We start from the raw sequence: 23,223 nt of genomic DNA on the forward strand, positions 1-23,223 counted from the left end.
GCATGGGCGATAGCTAGCAACAGATCTCAGAGCGCTATCAATGTTCAGCACGTACAGCTAGTTGGTGGGTAAGCATGGTCTAATTGGTCGAAATTTTTCATTGGAAATGGCAATCGAAACCACCGTGTTTGACTTCAAAATCAGTAAAACCTTTGACGAGTGGAGAGCTGTTTACGACAGTGAAGACAACAAAGCAATGTTGAAAGCAGGCGGAATCACATCTCTGTACAGAGGCTTACACAAAGAAGATTCATCAAGAGCGATTGTGATATTCCAAGCAGAGGAGGGAGTTGCGATGGGCATGTGGAATGACCCTGAGGCAAAAGTAATGATTGAATCAAGTGGTCATATCTATGACGAAACAGCAATTACTCAATGGATCGATCATTAGGCAACAGCTCAACCAACACCGCTAGGAGGTGGGCTAGCGCTGGATTGATTTTCAATCATTTGCGGCGCCCTAGAAAGTAGGGCCCCTAAGTCACCTCATCCGGGAATCCCTCCCAGGCACCCTCGAGGCCACGGTGGTTGTAGTGGCTTTCTTTAGATCTAGATCTAACAGCTTTGTAAGTCATTGGTACTAACCAGACAGTCCTATTCCTCCCGCTGCGTTAGGTAGGGCTTTTAAAGGAGAAACATCTCATCCTTTATCCATTCCTACAGTTGGTCTGACCTAGTGGCTGAAACAAGAAACATGCCAGAGGTTTACACCTAAAACAAATAGCAGATGAGATGGGACATAGCTTAGAAGTTCATATGTGTCTCTATGCCAGGTTTATGACTCGCGATCTGGCTGATCCTTTTGTTGCGGTGAATGGCTCGAATGCAAAGGATTAGAAAGTGAAGAGATGAAGGCTTAAGACATGAAAGCCCACTACTAAAGACGAAAGATAGCCGGCCTAACTTGATCCCAGCAGCACCCAGCAGATGCCACGCAGAAGAACGGCACTTGCTATTTCCCTGTCGCTGCTGCCATTGGCTCAACCAGTGCTCCTGACACTGGTTGAGTTGTCTCTTGCTGGCGCCCATCAGCAGCCAGCCGGTCTGCCGCTTGTTGGTCTTTATTCGACAGCAGCAGCCTCCTCCACGCCAGGCCACATTGCTGCGAACTCTGCATCTGACACCACAGCAGTGACCTCGAATTGGATGCCATAGCCCTTAATCCAAGGACCGAGGTGGGCCCAAACCTTGCCGATATCGCTAGCTACTGCGATGGCAACCCCACTGCCACTCACAGGTTCGCAGACGCGATATTTGAGCTCAAAGCCCTCGAATTTGTCGCCAGGCCCTCCTGCATTGATGTAGTCCGAAAATCCAGGGCACGAATCCCAGGCCCCCTCAACAGTGGGGAAAGTCCAGACAATCAGGTAATGCTGCACAAGGTTGAGGCAAAGCATCTTCTGCTTAGCAACGGAACACTTGTGTGTCTTGGGATAGTCCCGATGCCCTGAAAACCGGAGATTTCAGCGAGGAGGAGTGCTCTGATTACCAGCGGGGCTGGCACTGCTCACCAGTCGTTCGAGTATGCGACGACCCCAATGGCATTTGGGAGCAGCTTTGCCGTGATGGCGATAACGCTGGCAGAAACGCTCATAGCGCCTGGCACAAATATTCAGAGTGGCCGAGAGCTTTAAAAAGGCAGGGCTCCATTCACTGATGCCGTCTGCCTTCAATCTGCTGTAGTGGCCATAATTGGAATAGGGGTCATCAAAGCCTTTCCTTACCCCAGCCGCTTTTGGGTTGGCATGGATAGTTCTGAGCGTATTCAACATTCGCCGGTGATCTTTTGGGTGGATCGGTAAGGCAACAACTTCTTAGGTCTTAACTAAAGAAGGCTTGAAGGTTCTTTAATTGAAGCTATTGTAATTTAAATTAAAATGGTCCCTTGCGTGAAGACTGTTCTTGAAGTTGGAGAAAAGCTTGTCAAGAAATCGCCGGCAAACCATCAAAGAGGTATTGAGACTGTTGGAGGGATGCTTTATCTGACCACAGCAAGATTGATTTTTGAGTCACATGCGCTCAACATTCAAGCAGGGGTAACCACCGTCTCAATTTCTGAAATCAATAGGCTAAGAAAGGATTGGACAAAATTCTTAAACGTTATCCCTATCTTTCCCAACACTCTAGCCGTGACTTCTCGTTCAGGTCATGAAGATAAATTCATTCTGTTGAGAAGAACTCCTTGGATCAATGAAATCAATAAATTAAAAGAGGGACAGAACTAAGGCCCCTAACTATTTCCTCACTCCTAACCCACATAACTTGTCGAATTGAGCTACAGAGCTCACAACAGCACCGGGGTTGTTCTGCTTTAAAGCAACCCTTGCGCTTCCCATCAGTAGATGAATAGCTTGAGCAACAAGATCTGTTCTTTGGATATTTTCCTGATCGATGTCCTCACGGATCAAGGCATATCCCTGTTGAACAGTCATTTGAGAGGTGCGCAGCGGAGATAGCCAAATACGTCGCCACTAACGATTAGGGCGGTGATGGACCTACCAGTTTTGCGCTGAAATCCTCTTCACTGCCAACCAATTGCACAACAGGCTGAGTCAAGCCTTCACATACCAAAACCCAGTCATGGAAGCGCAACTTGCCTGATTGATCGACGCAGGTAATTGGCAGGCCCCCCGTTACTTCTTTGCCCTTGTTTCAAGCATTAATCACAGGCGCATAAGAAAAGGACACCCTCATCGAGTAGCACCAAACGACAAACTGTGTGTGGAGTGTCGCCTTCTATTCTACTCCTCGGTCTGTACAACCCAGAATCAATAATGAGTAAAATTTCTCATCTCGACCAAGCCAAGGGGTAGCTATTAGATAAGTGCTTCGCTTTTCAGGGCATGGACACACCTGCTGTGATTGTCATGGGGATCAGTTTTGTGCTTGCACTAGTGGGGCTGCGAGAGCTGCTTAAGGAACTGAAGCCCGCAAAGCCTCAAAAAGTTCACTGATGCCGATGTCCACTGGAAGAGGACATTGCTAGCCACTCTGTGGGAAAAGCGGAAAAGAGCAATTCTTCCTACTGAAACCTTGTACCTGCTTGCTTAGACCTGGGTCAGGAGTCCGAGGACGTTGAAACCCTGAAAACCTGTCCTGGAGTTGAGGGCATCCGACGCGGGTGCCCTTCTTCATGTCAGTTGTTTGCTCTGCTTATCAAAAGCTAAGCATGTCTTTGATCAGTCTGTGTTCGAACTCATCGATGGCATTGAGCCAGGTCACTGCGTTTTTAAAGAGGTTGAGTGAATCTATGGATAGCGGTGAAGGATGAAAACAAAAAGTCGCCACCGCTCTAGGGGGAGAAAATAAATAAACAAAAGCCCCGCATCATGGCGGGGCTTTTTGATCTTCAGTCGTTGATGTACCTCAGTCTTATTTTTGCTTTCATTGATGTGGCTGTAACGGCTTAGTTGCCAGAATTAAACCTGCCTGAAAGCTTTGCAAGGTGTTGACCAGACACCATTCTCAAGAGGTTGATTAATCTCACAGCAGCTTTTGCTCTAGATCAACACATCAATCATTAATTGCTGACATGGCTCATTTGACAGAGGAAAACCCTCACCACCAAATCAAACAAATTAACAACGCTGGGTTTCTTGATTAAGAATTGACATTGGATGATCTTACAATGATCAATGGTAGTGGCTTGTCAGGCTGGATATTTCGAGATTGGAAAAAGTGGATCAATGATCAATCCGATGATGTTATAAACGCTCTTGATGAGCTTAATGAATATGTCATAAACAGCCATGACTCTATGGAAGAAGGCTGATTAATTGACTATCCATTCATTTTCTATGTTCAATAAGCAGCCCCGCCATGATACGGGGCTGTTTGATGTTCAGTCGTAAAATATTATCAGTTTCCTTTTGCTGCAGTTGATGTGACCTAGTTGGAACCAATACAAATATCTCAGATAATGAGTGCTCTTTTAAACGTTCATTTCCAGTACTGCATTCCCTTCGCCTCTCCTTATCGCTCACTGGCTTTCCATCACTGCGTCAAACATTATTTTCTATATATTATATCAAAAGGCACTATGTCTAGTGCTAAAACACCCACGACTAATATCGTCTCTAACGAGCTTGACGCACAAGTCGCACCAAAAGCTTGCCGAAGAATCAACCAATGCGCTTCTCCCGTTCAATTCCTTTCTACATTGTTACCATCACGGCAACAGCAGTGGTAACAGAAGCTCCCGCCAAGGCCGAAGATACATATACAGTAATAGATACTTACTATATGTCGAGTCATCCATGGGGCGGATGCAATGCAATACTTAGGAGGGAATCAGCCAGAAAAGGTGATGCCAGCAAAAAAACAGTGAAATATCTTTTTTCGCGAGGATGTGCATTTAGAGATCCTAATTTTAAGCCATGGGAGCAAGAATTTGCTGGCGTACAGGAAATCAAAGGCACAAATGTTATCTATATTCCGGCGCAAAAAATGCTAGATGGCCGTGATTTTCCGGGAAATTACTGGTGCCCCTGGGCCTCTGCCAATATCCGAATATGGCGTGCTGGATACTGTACAAAGGATGGCTTTCTTGGAACGAAAAGATATTAGCCAAAGATCAGACAGATCAGCATTTACAGTATTTATTGACTTGACACCACAGAACTAGCTATCAACTTCTCATCTATAAGCAATATCATTACCTCTTCAGCCAAAGATCAGATCCTGATTTGAAGATCACCATCTCTGATTCCATTGATCCTGCGGAAATGCACGGCAATTTGATGCCACTCATCATGGATATGATTGAGGTGAAAATTCCCAGTCCATGGCAATCGATAATATTTATTTGCATCCGATTTGGTTGTCAAATAGAATTGATCACCCATAAGCATTCTAATGAGTTATAGACCTTGGCTTTTGATAAAGCAACGGAAGGTCAGGTTGATTCTTGGTTGAAGCACTCTCTTTCGTCTCGGCAATGCATGTAGCCATTCTCTTTGACATTGAGGGTGCATGATCAAAAGATCGCCGCCCTGCAAATGAAGCACTTCCCGCAACGGTTGATGGCGATGCTTTAAACAGAAATCCCTTGTTGCTCCCAGTGACAAGGAAGCGATCTGTGTGTTTGGTTCAATCTCAGCTTCATCATCCGCATGCCAACCCATGCTGTCGTTGCCATTGCGATAGAGATTCAGTAAACAACCGTTGAAGTTTTCCTTGCAGGTCGCATTCACTCGCCTGAGTAAGGGATAGAGCCAATCAGGTAATCCTTCGCCGCGATGGCTTATACCGCTGTAGTGATAATTGACCCCCTCAGCTGCCATGAATGCCGTCAGTCGTGGGACAACGTGATGACGTCCGTAGACTCGAACAACCGGTTGCTCCCAAGCCACACCGTCTTGTAGTCGATGCAGCCAGGATCGAGCATCAGCGCAGTTCAACCAATTGGCCATCCACGTCCAAGGGCGAGCTTCTGCCCAACCGTGTCTTTGTGATGGCTGTGCCATAGAGCTCCTAGCCAACATTATTGAACAGAATCATGTTGGCTTTATAGATGGCGGAGAGTAGTCACAGATGCGAGTGTTGAGTCATAGCTGAAACACTCCGCGGGTGACCACGACCAAGCAAAACCAACCCGCTTTGATTCAGGCATTAATGAAGCCTGAGGCTTATCCACATCCGGTGAAGGTTGTGAAGCTTGTCGAGACCCACATTTCCTGGGTGCTTCTGACCGGTTCCTATGTCTACAAAGTCAAAAAAGCTGTGTATTTTGACTTTGTAGACGCCACCACGCTGAAGCAACGCCTTCATTTTTGCCAAGAGGAGCTGCGCCTAAATCGTCGCTTGGCTCCAGACCTTTATCTAGGTGTGACCAGGATTCTCGAATCAGTTGATGGCGCCAAAGTTCTCGATGAAAACTTTGAATTGAATGATCCATCCACAAAGGGTGTGGTTGAGGTTGCTGTGAAGATGCGTCAGTTCCCTGCCTCTCGTCTTCTCAGTGTTTATCTGAGTGATGGGGTTTTGAAGACTGAATCCCTAAAAAGACTTGCTTTCGATCTTGCAGAGTTTCATCTCAGTGTCAAAACGGCCGTTGCAGATGGTGATTTTGGTGGGTTTGATGCGGTAATCAATCCTGTTCATGCCAATTTGCGTGTATTGGATCAGTTGACACTTCCTGAGCCATTAGAGCTTTGGCTTGAGCAGCATCGAGCTTGGATTAAGAGGATTCAGCCAGAACTGGCTTTTCGTTTTAAACAACGACTCAACGCAGGAGCCATACGCGAATGCCATGGCGATCTTCATGTCGGCAATATACACTTAAACAACGATGAACGTTTAGAAGTCTTTGATGCCATTGATTTTAATCCAAGTCTTCGTTGGATCGATCCGATTAGTGAAATGGCATTTCTAGTGATGGATTTTGAGGTACACGATCATCAGGGTGATGCCATGGTGATACTCAACGAATGGCTTGAGCACACCGGCGATTACGAGGCTCTTGATCTTTGGCCTTGGTATTCGGCTTACCGAGCGCTTGTGCGCGCCAAAGTGAGTGGCCTGCAATGGCAGCAACTCAGCTCCCAGAGTCAGCATCACTCTGTTGATCAGCAAGATCTTCAACGGCTGCTTAAGGATCTCAACCTCTACATTCAGCGGGCAAGAGAGGTCCAGCAAACAAAATCAGCCGGTATTGTGCTGATGCATGGACTCAGTGGTAGTGGTAAATCCTTTTTGAGTGAGCAGCTTTATCAGCAGTTGCCAGCAGTACGATTGCGTTCAGATGTTGAACGTCAGCGTGCTTTCGGTCGCCGACCGTTGCACAAGCTGCTTGGCTTTGAGAAAGGAACTATGACAAGTGGTGGCATTGCACCACTTTTTCATGGAGACCCTTATCAACCTGAGGTCACCCAGTGGTTGTTTGATCAATGCCTACCGGCATTAACTCAAAGTTGCTTGAGCAGTGGTTACACCACAATTGTTGATGCCACCTTCTTACGCGAACGAGAACGACGGCGAATGTTTGCATTGGCGCGTCAGCAAGGATGCCCGATTGCCATCGTGGCCTGTGAATGTAGTGATTTCACAGCTCAGCAGCGTATCGCTACAAGGATGGGGATTGGAACTGATCCCTCTGAGGCAGATTTAAGCGTGCGTGAACTGCAGAAAGCGTGGATTGAACCTCTAACCACCTATGAGCAAGATCTGACGGTTAGGTTTACAGAAAAAACTTCTATCAGCATTGGCCTAGAACGTTTGCGTGTTTTGCTGAATCCTTAGTGCATCCGATACACTTGGCTTTTGCCATAGATTATGACTTTGCTTCTCTTGTGGGGAGAAAGGGTGAAGATTCTTTGGCCATAGATTGCTGCTTTTGTATGGCTCTACGTTTAAGATAGGAAAAATAACTAGAATATGATTTACTTGGCTTATCTTTTGGCTCATTGACCATTATGATTCGGTAACCTTCTCAGGCTCTACGTTTCGTGATCAGAAAAACCTTTTTATCTTTTTTGTAGATCTTCTCTGTTGTTCTGTTTTTGTAAAAATGATGGTTTAAGGTATTTCGCACATCGTTAATAATAACGACATTTTATTTCATGTATGTTTGTTCTTAGTATTCACATTTGGAAATAGCTATGACTGAGCTTCCCCTTGGCTTAATCAACTCTTAGATGCTTCTGAGTATCATCTGAATCATTGAAAAACCCTTCACTTGTAGGGTTCTCTTGCGCTGTATTCAAGACAAGAATTCTTGCGTAGGCGGATTTACTTCAATGGCTTTTCAACTTGGTGGTAAGACCTTTGTGGTTAACGCCTCAGGGGCAGACATCACGGGCTTCGATCCATCTCGCGATCGTCTTGATTTTGGCGATATCTCCGTACATGGTCTAATCCTTGGCAAGCTTGTCGATGGCACGGCGGTGCTCGTTAATCCTTGGCAGGATAGTGATTATCAAAGGATTCTTGATCACAATCGCAATGGAATTAGCTGGAACCAGTTAACGCTTGTAAATTTCGCCCCGGTTGGAAATGAACACTTGCGAGAGGATATCGGTGGTGTGATGTCCTGGGAGTTGGGTATCGGTCCGCGCGATGCGGACACGGTCTACATACGTTCCCATGAATATGGCGTCCATGAGCGGGTCGAGAACTTTGATCCCCAGACCCAGAAGCTGAACTTTCTATATCTAGGCACGCGTGAGCGTTTGTCATTGACCGACACCGACGCGGGCCTACTGATTTCAGTGGATCCCTCATCACAGAGCTTGCTGTTGGTGGGAGTGAAACGTACTGATTTGTATGCAGGCAACCTGGAGTTCCATTTTGACCAGGTCATGGAAGACAACCTTGAGGAACCCTTTTGGGTTGCTGAGGATGACGTCAGCCTGGTTAGTCGGGAGTTATTGCTGACACCGCAGTCAATTGGAGGTGCAACAACCGATGGCTACCAGGTGCGTTCTGGCCAGTTGGTTCAGGCGGCTGAAACGCTAATCATCAACAAGGTTGATCACAGCGCACATCACAGCGCACATCACATCGCCTTGGACCACAGCGCCATTGAGTCTGATATGTCTACTTGTGATGCCATGTTGGCCAGCAATGGTCCGCTTTTGCTTGAGGTGAGTGGTTCCCTGTATTGGGGAGGCATGAGTGGAAAGCTCACGCTCACAAATTCCGGCAATACAGATCTAGATGGCTGGTCGGTGTCTTTCGTGACTCCGCATACAAACTTCCAGAGCTGGGCCGGAGATGCTCAGATTGAGTTGTTGGCGGATAGTACCAACCGGATCACATTGACACCTGCATCCTGGAACCAGAGCATCGCTATTGGCCAAAGTATTGAGGTGAGTTTCAACGCTCAGAGCGTGGGTCTGCCAAATAGTGGCAGTCTCAACAACGAACTGTTCTTTGCTGACGGTCAGACACAGATGCCATCAGGCGGCATCACTGTTGAGGCAGATCCTATGCAGCCTCAGGAGGCTGAGACGTCTAATCCCGCGACGACCACTGATTTTGTGCCTGAGATGGGGACCAATGACGACGCGTATCTGTTGGAGGTGTCTTCTACGGACATCGCAGATGGATCTAAGCGGATCGTGGGCTATTTCGAAGAGTGGGGAATCTACTCCCGCGACTTTTTGGTGCAAGACATCAATGTCGAAGACTTGACCCACATCAACTACTCCTTTTTAGATGTTAAGGCCAATGGAGATGTCAACCTTTTTGATTCTTGGGCTGCCACCGACAAGCGTTACAGCGGCGAGGAACAAGTTAGCCGTACCTTTAGTGCCGACGAGTGGGCCGCCCTGGACGATTCACGTCGCTCTAGCTATACGTCTGGTTCTGAATTTATGACTCGCATCAATGGGAATGGAAGCGTGAGCGTGAGTGGTGTCCCAGTGGGCCGGGACGTCAACGGTGAGCTTGCAGGCAACCTACGTCAGTTTGCCCTTTTGAAGCAGCTGAATCCCGACATCAGTCTTGGCCTGGCTCTTGGTGGTTGGACCTTGTCTGACGAGTTCAGCCTTGCCCTCGATGATGTGGCCGGCCGCGAGCGGTTTACTGACAGCGTCATTACAACCCTCGAGACTTACGATTTCTTCAATACCGTTGATTTTGACTGGGAGTATCCAGGAGGAGGTGGTCTTAGCGGTAATGCTTTCAGTGATCAAGACGGCGCCAACTTCGCGGCGACGCTGAAGGTTTTGCGTCAGAAGATGGATCTCCTCGAGACTCGCACCGGCGAGGACTACGAGATCTCAATTTTTACCGCGGGAGGTCAAGAGAAGCTGGCTAATCTCAACCTTCCGGCAATTGATGCTTACGTCGATTTGTATAATGTGATGACCTATGACTTCCATGGCGGCTGGGAGTCTGTTATAGGACACCAGGCTGCGATGACGGCGGATGCTGGTGGTTATGACGTCGTGACTGCCATTCAGCAGTTCAGAAATGCTGGGATAGCCCCCGACAAGGTGGTATTGGGAGTACCGACTTACACGAGGGCATGGGGTGGCGTCGATAGTGGTGAAAAGTTGGGTTATGGAGAGCTGGGCGTTGCAAACTCTGCTCCCGGTTCTTATGAGGCTGGCAATTATGACCAGAAGGATCTCGTTACTGGCATCAATAATGGCTCCTATGACCTTGCCTGGGACGACGATGCCAAGGCTGCCTATCTCTACAACGACCAGGAGCAGATTTGGAGTTCGATCGAGACCCCAAGCACAATTGCTGGCAAAGCTGCTTACGTCGATGCAGCTGAGCTGGGCGGAATGATGTTCTGGGCATTATCCAGCGATAGTTCTGGCGAGCAGAGCTTGATTGGTGCTGCGTCCGATCTTCTTCGTGGTGGGGTCTCTCCTGATCTGGTCATTGCACGTAGCCCTGGTTTCGATGTTGTGTTCGGTGGTGATGGGCAGTTCAACATCAGCGACTTCACCACTCTTGCCTGATTACCGACTTGATCGGCTCTATCGACAGAATGTCTTTTTAACATTTGTAGATAGATTCAGAAGGGTTTCACGATGATCTGAATGATGAACTGCCTTTTAAGCAAGTAAGGCGATGATTTATTGATTACCGCCTTGGAGACATTCATACAATTGTGAGTTTCCAAGACCAAGCGGACGTTCTTGATGAGGTTGGTACGCCATCAAGTCTCAATCCTTCTAGAAGCGATAATGATAAATTATTGGCAATAGCAAACACTGATGAAATTCCTTTTGTAGAGAATCAGCTAATTTTCTAGCTCTGCCTAGTGATAGCAATAGTCGATGGTGATTTTGGTTGTGTTTTTCAATGAGACGCTTGTGAAGCCGAAGGATTAGGCTTGATAGCAATATTAACTATTTAATTTTCTACGGCAGATCACTTTTAAAGTAATTGCTAGAGTCGGATGCGAATGCCGGCATCTACACTCTGCTGTAAATAGTCCTGAGTTTTAGGATTGTCGCTCCATACATCGATAGTATTGCCTCCATTAATCCATACAATGCGGTAACCCAAGTAAAAACTTGTATCCTTGGAAAGCTCATAGGAAACTCCAGCCTTGCCTTGGCCAGTAAAGGTTGTTCCTGAAGCTGACCCTTTGTGAAGACCATTCATCACATTGTATTGACTGAAGGCAAAACCTAATCCTCCGCCGATATAAGGAGTAAACTTAGAATTTGTTTTAATATCCTTGATTACATTGAGTTGCACTAAATTAGTCGCGACTTGATCTCCGTCATTCCAGGTTTTTCTTCCTCGTATTTTGAATTTGTTCGTGGCTGTTGGGTAAAGACCTAAATATTCACCCTCGAGACGCCATGCACCCGGGAAGATATAACCTATAGCAATATTTGGACCTATTGTTTTATTGATTTGATAAGATTCGTCTGATATCCAAGGAGCTGAGTTGTTGGTGCTCTCAAGGGTAAAATTGCTAGTTAATCCGACAGACAGGCCTACCGAAGTGTAGAAACCGCTGCTTTCAACATTACGCTCTCTGCTTGATTCAGTTTGATTCTTTTGCTCGTATTGCTCATTGATAGGCTCTGACATGACTGCTCCAGGCATAATCAATACCGAAAAGATCAGGCAGGTCGCAAATCTTGTTTTTTTTATCATTTGGTCACTCATGGTGAATGGTCTTATTTTAGTACTTATTTGGAAGACTGTAGCCTTATAGGTAGAGAACTGTTTTCATGTCTGCCAGTTTCTTGATTGCACCAAATGGATTTGCCTTGATTGTATTTACAAGTCGTAGAAAGTGAGCGAGGCATGAGGAAGATCCCCTAGATGTCGTGCTTTTGACGGTCCATTGAGAGAGACTTCTTGACTCTTTTGGTTATTGTTTTTTCTATATGTCGTGATGATGACAGCATTTTAGTCACGCAAACTTACTCTTTGATAGCAGAACCATAGCCAGTGCTGAAACAGTAGATTGCGATGTGATCGCCATAGAGTTAGAGGGTTGTCTGGATCAAAGTTTTCAGGGGGCTGAACATCACCTCGCGCTTGATCACGTTCCATCTCTGTTAACAGGCGCCCCGCGTTGTACTCCGGATGGCCAAGATGCACCAGTTGGCGTTGATCGGTGGTCTCAAAGATTGTGTAGCCAACCTTCTCACCATGGGCCAGTAAACGTAGACGTCCCTGTCGTTGTGCAGCTTCCATTGCGCCATCAGGCAACTCAGCATGGCGACTTTGCGGACACACAAATCGATCGTCTTGAGTGCCCATCAGTGCATGGCCGGGGACCAAGCTGCGCATTGGGAACACCCCGAATAACTTTTTGGCAAATGATTTTTTATCGACACCTTCGAGATAGGCCATGGCAAAACCAGCCCAGCACAAGCCAAGCGTGTTTGCACAGTTCTGCCGTGCCTCTTCGATGATTTTTACTAGCTCTTGCCAGTAGTTCACCTCCTCAAATGGCAGATGTTCAACTGGGGCTCCAGTGATGATCAAACCATCAAGAGGATTGGGTTCCATCGCTTCCTCCCAGCTCACATAGAGATTATCGAGATGAGCAAGGTCCCATGTTTTATATCTATGGCTACGTAGCCTTATCCAGATCGGTTCGATCTGTAGAGGTGAAAGCCCTAGGGGATGCAGCAGATTGAATTCATACTGCTTGCCCAGGGGCATGATGTTGAGGATTCCGATTCTTAATGGCCGGATGTCCTGACGTTCTGCAAGTTCCGGCTCGATCCATGAGATCCGGTTCTTCTCCACCGCGGCGATCTTGTGATAACTGCGTGGCAGGATCAGCGCCATCGATGCCTCCAGTCTCAGCTGATGGCCGCTAGGGCCTGTTCAAAATCAGCCTTGATGTCTTCGATGTGTTCAAGGCCAACAGATACCCTAACCATTGTGGGAGTGACTCCTGCAGATTCCTGCTCTTGAGCAGAAAGTTGTTGATGCGTGGTGGATGCAGGATGAATCACCAAGGTCTTGGCATCACCAACATTGGCGAGATGGCTAGCTAATTCAAGACCATTGATGAAGCTCACGGCATCATCAAAGCCCCCTTTAAGGGAGAACATCAGCATGCATCCCATGCCTCGATTCGTTAGGTATGTTTTGGCCTGTGCGTGGTATGGGTCATTTTTCAGGCCGGGATAGTTGACACTGGCAACCTTGGGATGATCCTGCAGCCATGTAGCAAGAGCCATGGCATTGGATGCATGGCGTTCCACTCTTAAACTCAATGTTTCGAGCCCTTGCAAAAGTAGGAATGAATTGAATGGACTAAGAGCTGCTCCCCAGTCACGCAGTCCCTCAACTCGAGCTCGCAGTGCAAAGGCCACATTGCGATTGCTTGGAACGCCGAGCATGGAGCAGATGTCGCTGCCGAACCCGAAAGCATCCCAGTGCACCAGACCGTGATATGCCGCGCTTGGCTCACTCATCAGTGGGAACTTACCATTGCCCCAGTTAAAGGTGCCAGCATCCACAAGCACTCCACCAAGGCTGGTGCCATGGCCTCCAATCCATTTGGTGGCACTTTCCACCACCACATCAGCGCCATGCTCTATGGGCCGAAGCAAAGCACCAGCTGCTCCAAGGGTGTTGTCAACAATTAATGGGATTCCCATGTCTTTTGCTAAGCCTGAAAGGCCTTTAAAGTCAGGGATATTGAAGCGAGGGTTTCCCATCGACTCCACATAAATTGCTTTTGTGTTGGCATCGATTTGAGTGGCAAAGCTATCAACATCATCACCATCTGCAAACTTCACATCAATGCCAAGGCGGGGAAACTGCACCTTGAATTGATTGTAGGTTCCTCCATACAAGAAGGATGTTGAGACAAGATTGTCACCAGCCTGCATGCAATTTGTAATTGCCAGGAACTGGGCTGATTGTCCGGAAGCTGTCGCTACAGCAGCAATCCCTCCCTCAAGAGCCGCAACACGCTTTTCAAACACATCCGTCGTGGGGTTCATCAGACGGGTGTAAATGTTGCCGAATTCTTTAAGACCAAACAGGTTGGCACCATGTTCAGCGTCATTAAAGACATACGAACTGGTTTGATAAATGGGTACAGCCCGTGAGTTCGTGACAGGATCAGCTACCTGGCCGGCATGAAGCTGGAGGGTTTCGAAGCGATGTGAAGTCAACTACACGTAAAAAGGAAGGTCCTTTCTTTCTAGCAACTTAGTCTCAGGCGCGGTTCCAGTCGTCAGGTGGAGCAGCTTTATCTGTCTTGGCTAAGGATGGCAGTGTTTCTCGAATTAAGGGCACCAATTCGGCCCTCACTTCCTGGCGGAAGCCTTCGACCACAGAGGCATTGAGTATGGGATAGCTCTGATCAGCTGCAGTGTCTTCTTCTCTTAATTGGCGCCATTTTGTCGGCTCTTGAGCTTTGAGAGCGTTGAGGGGGGCCTGGAAATCAAAACTCACCACAAGGCCCTGCTCATCAGCAAGCTTTGATGCACGGTTAGCAATCGATTCACGTACAGCATCGAACTTCTTGGCCTTCAGGGTGTCTGGTAGGCCGAGAACAGGTTCGTAATAGTCGAGAGCTCGCAATTCTTCTTCCAGCAGGATCGGCCATGCGCCACGAGCGTTCTCTTCAAGTGCGAGAGCTAACTCTGCTTCATTCATGGCCTGGAGATAGAAGCGGAGCCTGCGGTAATAAGACTTGTCCTCAGTGGCTTTTTTGGCTGCAGCCTTGCCAGTGACGATTGCTGGCAGAGCGGCTTCAGCCTTTCTTAGGAACTGGCGGTCCTCTCGCTCCAAGTTCATTGCACCCCAACGCTGCCGGTAGTCCCATAGCTCCGCATAGCGGGCTACGTCCTCGCTGGACCAGCCAAGTTCTTTGAGATCATCAGCTCGGTGAGTGGATTCCTTGGCCACGCGAGGGTTTCATGTAATGGACGGCAGCGTAAGCGGCGGCGGGCTGATCAGTGCCATCGAGCCTTTGTTGGTTAGTTCCCTTAGCGTCATCTTTGCCTTTGAGTTGGTTGTCATGAGGAAACGTCACCTCGCTCTAATGCTTTTCAGCGCTGGGGTTCTAAGCCTCATGGGTAGCTTGGCTTTGAAGTCACTAAGTACCACGAATGTTTTTGTGGCGGAACGCCAATCCGCATCAAAAAGTCCGATTCTGCCAAGCGATGTCGATCGGCCACGTATGGCTGATGGGCGTCATTACCCCATCGTTCCAGATGATCCGATCAAGCTTGCGGATCTTCTTCAAGAGGTAGAAGAAGCGCTGCTTCAACCATCAACACCTGAAGAAGATCTCCCAAGCCTTGGCCATCAACAACAGCTCATCTACCGAGTGTTGTCTAAGGATCTACCCACTTCTAATAAGGTGCTGGCTCACTTGCCGAGCCGTTGGCGTCATGTGGCTGAACGGCATTTAGCCGCAAGGCGTGAGTTTCTTGCGATGCACAGGAGATCCTTTAGACCTCGCTTAATGCCGGCCTGGAGAATCATTCCGCCCGAGCCTGCAGAGAAGTTATTGAGCTATTACCGCAAAGCAGAAAGTTCAACTGGTATCGACTGGGAAGTTTTGGCGGCAGTGAACCTTGTTGAGACAGGAATGGGCCGCATCGATGGTGTCTCTGTAGCTAATGCTCAAGGACCGATGCAGTTTTTGCCAACAACTTGGCAAGAGAATGGTATTGGAGAAGGGGACATCCGTGACCCCCATGACGCGATTCAGGCAGCCGCGCGCTATCTAGTACGCCGCGGCGGGCTGCAAGATATCCGTAAAGGGTTGTGGGGATATAACAATAGCGACCATTACGGAAGGGCCGTGCTCGAATACACAGCCTTATTGAAGGAAGATCCGCGCGCATTCACTGGCCTTTATCATTGGGAAATTCATTTTGACATTGATGCTGGGGATTTATGGCTGCCTGTTGGTTATAATCAAAACAAGCCAATTCCTATTTCTACCTATTTAAGGAAGTTTCCAGCAAGTGACCCAAGATAACCACTTTGATCAATTCAGAATTGTCAGGAGGATGATCAATGGCTAACATAGTATGAATTAGGCCTTGAATACTCAATAGTTTTTAATCCCAGCACATGGAGTAACGCTATAACCTCTAGCGATCTAAAGTTATTTGGTTTGACCACTTGTTGACGATGAGATGTCTTTTGTAGGTAGTTCTTGAATTCTGTAGATCAATCAATTTAGGGAACTTGCTCTTTGCAGTAAATGTTATTGGGTTGATCTGGAACTAGTGGATTGTAGTTAATATCTCTCCTTCAATAAAGATTGAATAAAGTAGAAGCTAGAGCCTTGCGGTTCTTTTTTGTAATTTTTTTGACCCTAATATTAAAACACTAAAGACAACCATAGCCGCGATGATGTTGTAGACGATCAAAAAGATAGGAAAGGTTAGCTCTAGGGTATTGGTGCAGAGAAGTATCGCTATAATCAGTAGTTGGAATCCCAATCCAAAGATTGAGATTAAGCTCATAATCCAGTTTGGGATTGGGCGAGATCTTGAGTTGGTTATTTGATTGCCCTTGAACATTGTGTCGATAATCCAGTCCTGCCAACCGTAAAAAATTAGATATAGCTTATGAAGTATAAATAACACTCTTGGGTTCTCTTGAGGGTAAGGAACTGGAGAAGTCACTTCGGATATACGGCTTGTTTTATCCCCGGATGCCTGATGCCTTTTAATCACATAAAAATAATTAAATATTGTCCCTTGCAGTTGAATTGAGATCCAGGTCAGCGCAATTTTCCAAAAAGGTATCATCAGCGGGATGCCAATCGCAAACAACACAAGCCCGTTCAGAATTAAATCATTTATTGAGTCCAAGTATCTACCAGTATGTGATGGTCGATTTCTTGCGCGAGCCATTTCACCATCTGCCGCATCAAGCAGGCTTTTTAATATCAGCAGTGAGCCTGCAAGTGTAAGTGCATAACGATTAAAAATTAGCAGTACACTAACTAGGCCTACTGCGGTAAATAGCCATGTTAATGTGATAGCGCCTATCGATGTAGGCAGCAGTCGTTTTACCAGCCATATTGCCCCTGGACGTGCATAATCTGACAGGTCCCAAAACTTATGTTCAGGGGGGAGTTTTGGCATTACAGTAGTGTTATTGTTGGCTTAGTAGAAATCGCAATAGTTTTACGATCAAGACTTGTCAAACTTTGATTGTGGATTTGAGATACATGCTGCATGTTGTCGCTTCTACTTTTTTATAATTCAGGGCCTATATATACACTTGATTAGGTCCTCTTGAACAAAGCTTAGCATTGTGATACTGAGGCAGGTGGTAGCTCAGTAGGTAGTCCTATCAGCTCGGCGCTCACTTCCCACAGCGATTTGGCCAGTTTGTTGTCCTGTGCTTCCTTGCTTACATTTGCTTCTTCAAAACGGTGCTGCCCTGGACCGTCAAGCCGATTGCTTCGATAGCTAAATGGAGAGGTGTTTAACGATTGATCTGTCGCAAGTCTCGACAGTAGAGACCCCGCATTCTCTGCTGATTCGCTAATGCGCAACAGATCTCGCACCACGAGTGAAAAGACCCGCTGACCCCATTCGTTGTAGCGCCGACTGTAGCGAAAGAAGCCTCCTGAGCTGCGAGGTATCACTAGCCCTGGTGCCCATGCCAGCACTGGTATCTGTATGGAACGCAAACTCAGTCGTCTTGCCAATTCCCGAGCGAACAGTACGTTGCAAAGCTTGCTGTCTTTGTAGGCCTTGTCTGCATTAAAGCTTGAACTGCCATCAATCATCTCAAAGCCGGCTCCGGTTTTGAGACCCGTCAAATCACCTAAGCCAGCAGGCTTGCCAAAGCGTCCGCCAGGAGAATTGGAGTCATGCACCTCGGAAGCTGTTACCACTACACGTGGGCTCATCCCTGCATCTAACAGCGGTAATAGGCGGATGCTCAAGGCCTGATGACCAAGATGATTCACCGCGATGGTGAGTTCGTAGCCCTGAGATGAGAGCTGCGCTTTTGCTGCACCAGTGTATTGAAGGCCAGCATTGAGGATCAAGGTATCGATTGGCTGGCCGATGCTCAATAGATCATCAGCACACTGTTTGATGCTTTCCAAATCAGCTAAGTCCATGACTGGAGCTGAAACTGGGCTTCTCTCTTGCTGATGTTGAACTGTTTCCTCTGAGAGCTTTTTAAGCGTTGCCGTAGCTGTAGACCGATCTCGACAAGGCAGAATTAGCTGATGTCCGGCACGATGCATTTGAACTGCAGCTTGATAGCCGATTCCAGAACTTGCTCCTGTGAGCAGGATTCGGCGGCTTTGGACTGTTGACGAGGGGGCTTTGGTCATGGTTTGCACCCTATGCAGAAGATGGTGCTTGTTGCCTTGCTCTAGGGGATGGCCTTCAAGGCTGCTACGAGCTGAATTGAATTCGTCGCACCATCCTTTGCGTTCAGACCAACCACAATTTCTTTTTTAGGCAAGAAAAAAGGCTGGTTAAGAGTTCTTTCCGCCTAGAAGCTAACGACTGTTTTTTGTCTAGTGCTCAGCTCTGCACCAAGCTGACAACCGAAGTCACGACGGCAACCAGCAGTCCACCCCATTTAATAATTGCCTCATCTTTGTCATATCAGCAAGCGGCAAGGATGGCTGCAATCTGAATGATAACGATTTTATTAAACATGGTGATCAGAGTCGTTGGTATTTATTTTGTAGAGAAGCGAACCTTTTCTGTCTTTCTCATGACCAGCTCTTCTGCAGTTTCTTGATCATCCGCCATATCAGTTCACGCGTATTGGGATGGATTCGTTCCATATCGATGGATGTGCAAGCGCTGAGATCAGCTATTCGTAGACATTGATGGACTAAGGAGGCTTCCCGTATTAAAAGCTGTTTTTTACTTATGTTGAGCGCTGTAATCATGATGGCTACAGTGATGATGATCAAGAAACCTAAGGCTGCTTGATTCTTTCGGAATCTATTAGACATCAAACTTCAATGTTTCAATGAAGTTCTACGAATGCTAAATCTGACTGATCTAGAGCATTGGCATGGTTTTGCTTTTGAGCTGCTGAATTGTCCCCAGGAGGAGTGCACGATTTAGGGTTGAATGAAACTTCGGCGGTCATGAAAGTCTGGGCCTTGGCCTGTGTGGCGAATGGCCCAATAGCTATAACTTGCATCGGCATGTTTCATGACCGCAGTGAGAGAGAACTCTGGGCAGGAAATAGCTGGAAACCAGGGCTGTAAATTGAGAAGCACATCACAGCGAAAATCTTTTGGTCCACCATGGATGCTGATGGTTGGGAGGAGTACGCCGAGCTCTGGTTTGAGTCCGTTGCGGTAGTTCTCAAGGGAGTAAAGATTCCAATTACCACTAGGGGCAACATTGAGTTCCCAGTATTTCTCTTGCCCAGGATGAGCGAGGAATGCCTCGAAGCACGTGTTCGACCAAAGCTCATCACATCGCTGTGGTGAAACTGCAGTGGCTGGCATTTGAATATCGTTGAGCCCAGCTTCTCCTCGACTCCGAAGCCCATAACTGAGCTCAAGAATCCCTTCTTCATGCCATACAAACTCAGCACTAACTAGTAAGTTTGGTTTCTGCCTTGGTTCATAGGGAACCAGAGTGCATACTTGGCGTGTCATGACAGCATGGCGAGCCATCTTTAGCTTTGGCTCCTCAGGCGCTCTACCAAGCCAACAATAGAGGTCCACTGAGCTTCAATACTTTCCATGAGGCGGAACTGCACCTCCGCGCGATCAAGGTTTTGGTTTGGATGTTTCGTTTTGAAGTAGATGTTGCCATTGAGGTGATCAGTAAGGAAGCGCAAACCAAGTTCAAATGGGATCAATTTGATGCACTCGGGGATGTAGTGATAATCCCTTTCACTCAAGAAGCCTCTTGCTACAGATAGGTATCCATCAAGGATTGCTTCACATAGTGAGAGATCAAATTGAACCTGGCTGATATCGGTAGCTTCCTCTCCTGCTGGATTACAACAGGAACGAAGGCAATCACCAATGTCATAGTGAACCAGGCCAGGCTTGACGGTATCGAGGTCAATCAACCCCACCGCCTTGCTTGTGAGGTTGTCGATCATGACATTGTTGATCTTCGGATCACCATGAATGGGACGTTTCTTTAGTTCACCACGACAAAGTGCGGCTTCTAGTACATCGACGCCAGCGCGACGGGTCTCTATGAAATGCATCGCCGAGCTAAGGCGTGAGTCTCGCTTCAAAGTTGTAACGCTACCAATGCATCCTATGGTTTGGGCAATGTCGAACTGTTGTAAGTAAGCAGGAGTAACGTGAAAATTCTCAAGCGTGTCTGCTAATCCATCGTTGGGGAGATCACTGATGAGGTAATGAAACATGCCAAGGGCATATCCGATTTCTTTAGCGTGTTCATAGTCGCGGAGTACCTCAACAGGTGTAGCGGAGTTGATGTAGGTGATGGAACGCCAGAACTGTCCATCTTGTTCAATCCAATGTTCATCTAAGCCACGGACTGGTAGAACTTTTGGGATCTCCCATCTCCTGCCGGTTAGCTCTGATGGATTTGAGGCTAATTTTTTTTCCACATGTTCAACAAGGTTGAGCATATTTTTCATCACGAGATCAGGTCGATCAAACACATGGGTGTTGAGACGTTGAAGCACAAAGCTCTGAGGTTCAGTACCACTCAAGGCCACTAAAAAAGTATCATTGACGTTGCCAGATCCCAGTACATCGATACTTGATATATTTCCTTGAGCACAAAACTGACCAGCAATACTCATTAGAGTATTGATGGTCACGAGTGGGGATTTGGCCAAGACTGCTTACTTGTGTCTTTATTAGCAACGATGATGTCTTTTAAAGGCTTTTGCCAGAGAACAGTGTGCGGAAAAGCAGGCGGTGGATCTCCGAAGCTCTCGCCTTGACTTTAAGACTCGATGATTTGCTCCAGGCATCACGCTAGTTCTGCACGGATTGCATTCTTTAGGTTAGGGCATGGTTGCTTAGTGCATCATGCTTGGAATGATTGTTATGTTTTGAGTTGGAGAGGTAAGCCTTGTTCAAGATATAGAGATTGATGCTAATCGTAGTAAGTTTATTATGTTAACAGGCTAAGTTTGCGGGTTGGTATTGATCACAGTGTCTGGCTTTCAGGCAATCGCTTGATAAGTAATCTATAGTTAATCGAGCTTTATTGTTCCTGTCGATCAAGGCATGGAGAATCTATGACCGCCTATGTTATTGGGTCTTGTTAGGTTGGTTGAGTAACCATATAGACCACCTTTTTGATCTGCATATTGTTGCAGCTCTTTCACAGCAACAGTTTCTGCAACTTAACATTCTAATCCTTGTCTATAGATCTGACTCTTGTCTCGCGCGCAATCTAAAATCTTTAATATGGCAACTCCATTCATCAGGAGTGACCTCTATTGCGAATGTTTCGAAACAGTTATACTTGTTCGCTCAACTGATCTGTCAAGGCAAGGCGTCTCGCTACATATCTGGAGACAACACAAGAAGCACTTTGCTTTGCTCTATGGAACTTATGAGACCGACAACTGTGGTGATCTACAGGACTTGCTAGCGAGCCCTTGTCTCTGTAGATCACTTCTGGGCTTTAGAATCAATCCGCTTGAATCAAGCTGAACGCAGTGAGGATTTCAACGAAGATTCTTCAACACAAGATTTGATTAGGCAACCCATTGACGTCGTATACCCTCAGCAGCTGCGGCCGCACGATTACGGACATCTAATTTGCGAAGGATTGAGTTGACATGCCCTCGAGCAGTTGTTTCTGCAATGAACATCTGGTGACCAATCTCGCGGTTGGTGAACCCGTCACACACCAGACGGAGGACAAAGCGTTCTCGAGGCGTTAATGATTTCACTTCGAACACTAAGGGTGGCAGAACCATGCTGCGCAGCTGAACTGCTTTAAATCTGACTATCTCTGCGGGGAATTATGACCAAGTCTGACTGGCTCCAGCCCAGAAGACCTTTGAGGTCAGTGCTTGACACACTTTTAGGGCCACTTTGCCAAGTTGATCTCCCCTGAGGGGGCTCCAGAAATAGCAGACTCACGGCAGCATGGGGACCCGGCGTGTGTTGCAGCTTTGCCCCGATTTCTCCACACCGCTGACTGGCAAATCGGCAAGCCCTTTAGGAATATCACAGATCCTCAGAAGCGCTTTCGCCTGCAACAGCAGCGGATCTTGTCTGTTTCACGGATCGCTGCTGTTGCCGAAGAGCACAACGTTGATGCCGTGCTGGTGGCAGGCGATCTGTTCGATTCCAGCACCGTCCCATCAGCTGTGGTGATGGAGGTTTTGGAGGTGATTGGTTCTATGAATCGTCCAGTCCTGGTGATCCCGGGCAATCATGACCATGGTGGAGCTGGAGGTGTTTGGCAGCGCCAGGATGTTCAAAGGCAGTTGAAGGAACGAGCACCTTTGATGCAGTTGCTTCTTAAACCGGAGCCGGTTTTGATTGATCATGCGCTTGTTTTGCCTTGCCCTCTGCTACGTCAGCGCGATAGCCAAGACCCCTCAGCTTGGATCAGTCAGCTGGATTGGCAGGATCTAGCTGAAGATTGTCCTCGAATTGTTCTTGCACATGGAGCTGTGCACGGATTCGAGAGCACTGATTACAACCAAGACAGTGCTGGTCAGTCGGAGCGGATCAACCGCATTGATCTTGACATGATCCAACATGGGCAGGTTGATTACGTCGCTCTTGGCGACTGGCACAATCTCAAACAAGTAGGAGATCGTGCTTGGTATTGCGGAACCCCTGAACCGGATCGCTTTGATCAGGGGGACCAGGACCAGCGTGGGCAGGTTTTAGTGTTTGATATCGATCGAGGGACATGTCCCATCCCGAAGTCTGTATCAACGGCTGGGTTGCACTGGCACAATCTTCGGGTACAGCTCAGAACCACTAGCGATCTTGATCGACTGGAGCGGATTCTCCAGCAGCGCATTGGAAGTCGAGTAGGTCGTGATCTATTGAGGCTTGAAATTAATGGACAACTGAGCCTTAGTGAGTATCAACGCTTTGATGCCTTAATCGAGGTGCTAAGGACGCAATTGCTGCATGTACGCATCAAAGGAACCTGCCATCGACGTCCAGGTCAGGAAGAACTTCGGGCCATGACTGATCGCAGTGAAGATCATTTGATTAGTTCTATTGCCTTACAACTACAGGGAGAACTTGAAAACCTTGAACTTACCAAATCTCTTACAACTGAACAGCAGAGCGAAGCCGAGCTGATCGAGTTAGCTCTTTGTGAACTCCATCGTCTTTGCAGTGAGTCATCCTTAAATAACTGATCGCCCTATGCGCTTATTGCA

Annotated in this window: 21 protein-coding genes; 8 read left to right on the forward strand and 13 right to left on the reverse strand. The window is 47.3% G+C overall.

The features are described from left to right. The first annotated feature begins 64 nt into the window (after positions 1 to 64). Positions 65 to 391 (forward strand): DUF3764 family protein, encoded by a 327-nt coding sequence (locus tag SIB79_RS04735; RefSeq protein WP_236074540.1) that lies wholly within the window; start codon positions 65 to 67, stop codon positions 389 to 391. A 670-nt stretch (positions 392 to 1,061) separates the two neighbouring features. On the opposite strand, the gene SIB79_RS04740 is transcribed toward SIB79_RS04735, so the two are convergent. Then, positions 1,062 to 1,397: a DUF3303 domain-containing protein gene (locus SIB79_RS04740; protein WP_196757636.1), complete on the reverse strand. Its 336-nt coding sequence runs from the start codon at positions 1,395 to 1,397 to the stop codon at positions 1,062 to 1,064. Positions 1,398 to 1,463: 66 nt separating this feature from the next. Continuing rightward, entirely contained in the window at positions 1,464 to 1,772 is a 309-nt protein-coding gene (locus tag SIB79_RS04745) for a hypothetical protein (RefSeq protein WP_063404092.1), read from the reverse strand. Positions 1,773 to 1,889: 117 nt separating this feature from the next. Between SIB79_RS04745 and SIB79_RS04750 the strand changes: the two genes are divergently transcribed. Next, positions 1,890 to 2,225: a GRAM domain-containing protein gene (locus tag SIB79_RS04750; protein WP_236072680.1), complete on the forward strand. Its 336-nt coding sequence runs from the start codon at positions 1,890 to 1,892 to the stop codon at positions 2,223 to 2,225. A 9-nt stretch (positions 2,226 to 2,234) separates the two neighbouring features. Here the strand turns inward: SIB79_RS04750 and SIB79_RS04755 are convergent, their stop codons facing one another. After that, a complete protein-coding gene (locus tag SIB79_RS04755; protein ID WP_074161349.1) occupies positions 2,235 to 2,432 on the reverse strand; it encodes a hypothetical protein in 198 nt (65 codons plus the stop codon). 1,175 nt (positions 2,433 to 3,607) lie between these two features. Here SIB79_RS04755 and SIB79_RS04760 point away from each other — a divergent pair. Together SIB79_RS04760 and SIB79_RS04765 are read left to right on the forward strand one after the other, a co-directional pair. Continuing rightward, entirely contained in the window at positions 3,608 to 3,772 is a 165-nt protein-coding gene (locus SIB79_RS04760; protein WP_155724673.1) for a hypothetical protein, read from the forward strand. A 356-nt stretch (positions 3,773 to 4,128) separates the two neighbouring features. Beyond that, positions 4,129 to 4,566, forward strand: a complete 438-nt coding sequence (locus SIB79_RS04765; RefSeq protein ID WP_063404089.1) for a hypothetical protein — start codon at positions 4,129 to 4,131, stop codon at positions 4,564 to 4,566. 293 nt (positions 4,567 to 4,859) lie between these two features. On the opposite strand, the gene SIB79_RS04770 is transcribed toward SIB79_RS04765, so the two are convergent. Continuing rightward, the gene (locus SIB79_RS04770; RefSeq protein WP_063404088.1) at positions 4,860 to 5,465 is read right to left on the reverse strand and encodes an alpha-ketoglutarate-dependent dioxygenase AlkB family protein; all 606 of its coding nucleotides are present in this window, start codon (positions 5,463 to 5,465) and stop codon (positions 4,860 to 4,862) included. Positions 5,466 to 5,568: 103 nt separating this feature from the next. On the opposite strand from SIB79_RS04770, the gene SIB79_RS04775 reads away from it, so the two are divergent. Together SIB79_RS04775 and SIB79_RS04780 are read left to right on the forward strand one after the other, a co-directional pair. Then, entirely contained in the window at positions 5,569 to 7,239 is a 1,671-nt protein-coding gene (locus SIB79_RS04775) for a bifunctional aminoglycoside phosphotransferase/ATP-binding protein (protein ID WP_236072678.1), read from the forward strand. A gap of 497 nt (positions 7,240 to 7,736) precedes the next feature. Further along, a complete protein-coding gene (locus tag SIB79_RS04780; RefSeq protein WP_063404087.1) occupies positions 7,737 to 10,415 on the forward strand; it encodes a glycosyl hydrolase family 18 protein in 2,679 nt (892 codons plus the stop codon). A gap of 433 nt (positions 10,416 to 10,848) precedes the next feature. Here SIB79_RS04780 and SIB79_RS04785 read toward each other — a convergent pair whose 3' ends face one another. The 4 genes from SIB79_RS04785 to SIB79_RS04800 form a co-directional block, all read right to left on the reverse strand. After that, positions 10,849 to 11,583: an outer membrane protein gene (locus SIB79_RS04785; protein WP_081215682.1), complete on the reverse strand. Its 735-nt coding sequence runs from the start codon at positions 11,581 to 11,583 to the stop codon at positions 10,849 to 10,851. Between the two features lie 246 nt (positions 11,584 to 11,829). After that, a complete protein-coding gene (locus SIB79_RS04790; RefSeq protein WP_063404085.1) occupies positions 11,830 to 12,723 on the reverse strand; it encodes a homoserine O-succinyltransferase in 894 nt (297 codons plus the stop codon). A gap of 14 nt (positions 12,724 to 12,737) precedes the next feature. Further along, positions 12,738 to 14,066: an O-acetylhomoserine aminocarboxypropyltransferase/cysteine synthase family protein gene (locus tag SIB79_RS04795; protein WP_011130253.1), complete on the reverse strand. Its 1,329-nt coding sequence runs from the start codon at positions 14,064 to 14,066 to the stop codon at positions 12,738 to 12,740. A gap of 43 nt (positions 14,067 to 14,109) precedes the next feature. Then, on the reverse strand, positions 14,110 to 14,805 hold the full coding sequence (locus SIB79_RS04800) for a hypothetical protein (protein ID WP_063404084.1): 696 nt from the start codon (positions 14,803 to 14,805) through the stop codon (positions 14,110 to 14,112). Positions 14,806 to 14,821: 16 nt separating this feature from the next. Between SIB79_RS04800 and SIB79_RS04805 the strand changes: the two genes are divergently transcribed. Then, positions 14,822 to 15,889: a transglycosylase SLT domain-containing protein gene (locus SIB79_RS04805; RefSeq protein WP_063404083.1), complete on the forward strand. Its 1,068-nt coding sequence runs from the start codon at positions 14,822 to 14,824 to the stop codon at positions 15,887 to 15,889. Positions 15,890 to 16,193: 304 nt separating this feature from the next. Here SIB79_RS04805 and SIB79_RS04810 read toward each other — a convergent pair whose 3' ends face one another. From SIB79_RS04810 to SIB79_RS04830, 5 genes are all read right to left on the reverse strand, one after another. After that, positions 16,194 to 17,009, reverse strand: coding sequence for a CDP-alcohol phosphatidyltransferase family protein (locus tag SIB79_RS04810; protein WP_063404082.1), 816 nt, complete (start codon positions 17,007 to 17,009; stop codon positions 16,194 to 16,196). A gap of 164 nt (positions 17,010 to 17,173) precedes the next feature. Then, on the reverse strand, positions 17,174 to 18,220 hold the full coding sequence (locus tag SIB79_RS04815; RefSeq protein WP_063404081.1) for an SDR family NAD(P)-dependent oxidoreductase: 1,047 nt from the start codon (positions 18,218 to 18,220) through the stop codon (positions 17,174 to 17,176). Positions 18,221 to 18,970: 750 nt separating this feature from the next. Further along, a complete protein-coding gene (locus SIB79_RS04820; RefSeq protein ID WP_413681156.1) occupies positions 18,971 to 19,519 on the reverse strand; it encodes a DOMON-like domain-containing protein in 549 nt (182 codons plus the stop codon). Positions 19,520 to 19,539: 20 nt separating this feature from the next. Beyond that, positions 19,540 to 20,655 (reverse strand): phosphotransferase enzyme family protein, encoded by a 1,116-nt coding sequence (locus tag SIB79_RS04825; RefSeq protein WP_063404156.1) that lies wholly within the window; start codon positions 20,653 to 20,655, stop codon positions 19,540 to 19,542. 909 nt (positions 20,656 to 21,564) lie between these two features. Further along, on the reverse strand, positions 21,565 to 21,789 hold the full coding sequence (locus SIB79_RS04830; protein WP_063395174.1) for a helix-turn-helix domain-containing protein: 225 nt from the start codon (positions 21,787 to 21,789) through the stop codon (positions 21,565 to 21,567). Between the two features lie 198 nt (positions 21,790 to 21,987). On the opposite strand from SIB79_RS04830, the gene SIB79_RS04835 reads away from it, so the two are divergent. Beyond that, positions 21,988 to 23,202 carry a DNA repair exonuclease gene (locus SIB79_RS04835; protein WP_063404078.1) on the forward strand — a complete coding sequence of 405 codons (1,215 nt, stop codon included), beginning with the start codon at positions 21,988 to 21,990 and terminating at the stop codon, positions 23,200 to 23,202. Positions 23,203 to 23,223 lie beyond the last annotated feature (21 nt).

It is taken from the genome of Prochlorococcus sp. MIT 1342, from assembly GCF_047304495.1.
Classification (GTDB): Bacteria; Cyanobacteriota; Cyanobacteriia; order PCC-6307; family Cyanobiaceae; genus Prochlorococcus; species Prochlorococcus marinus_D.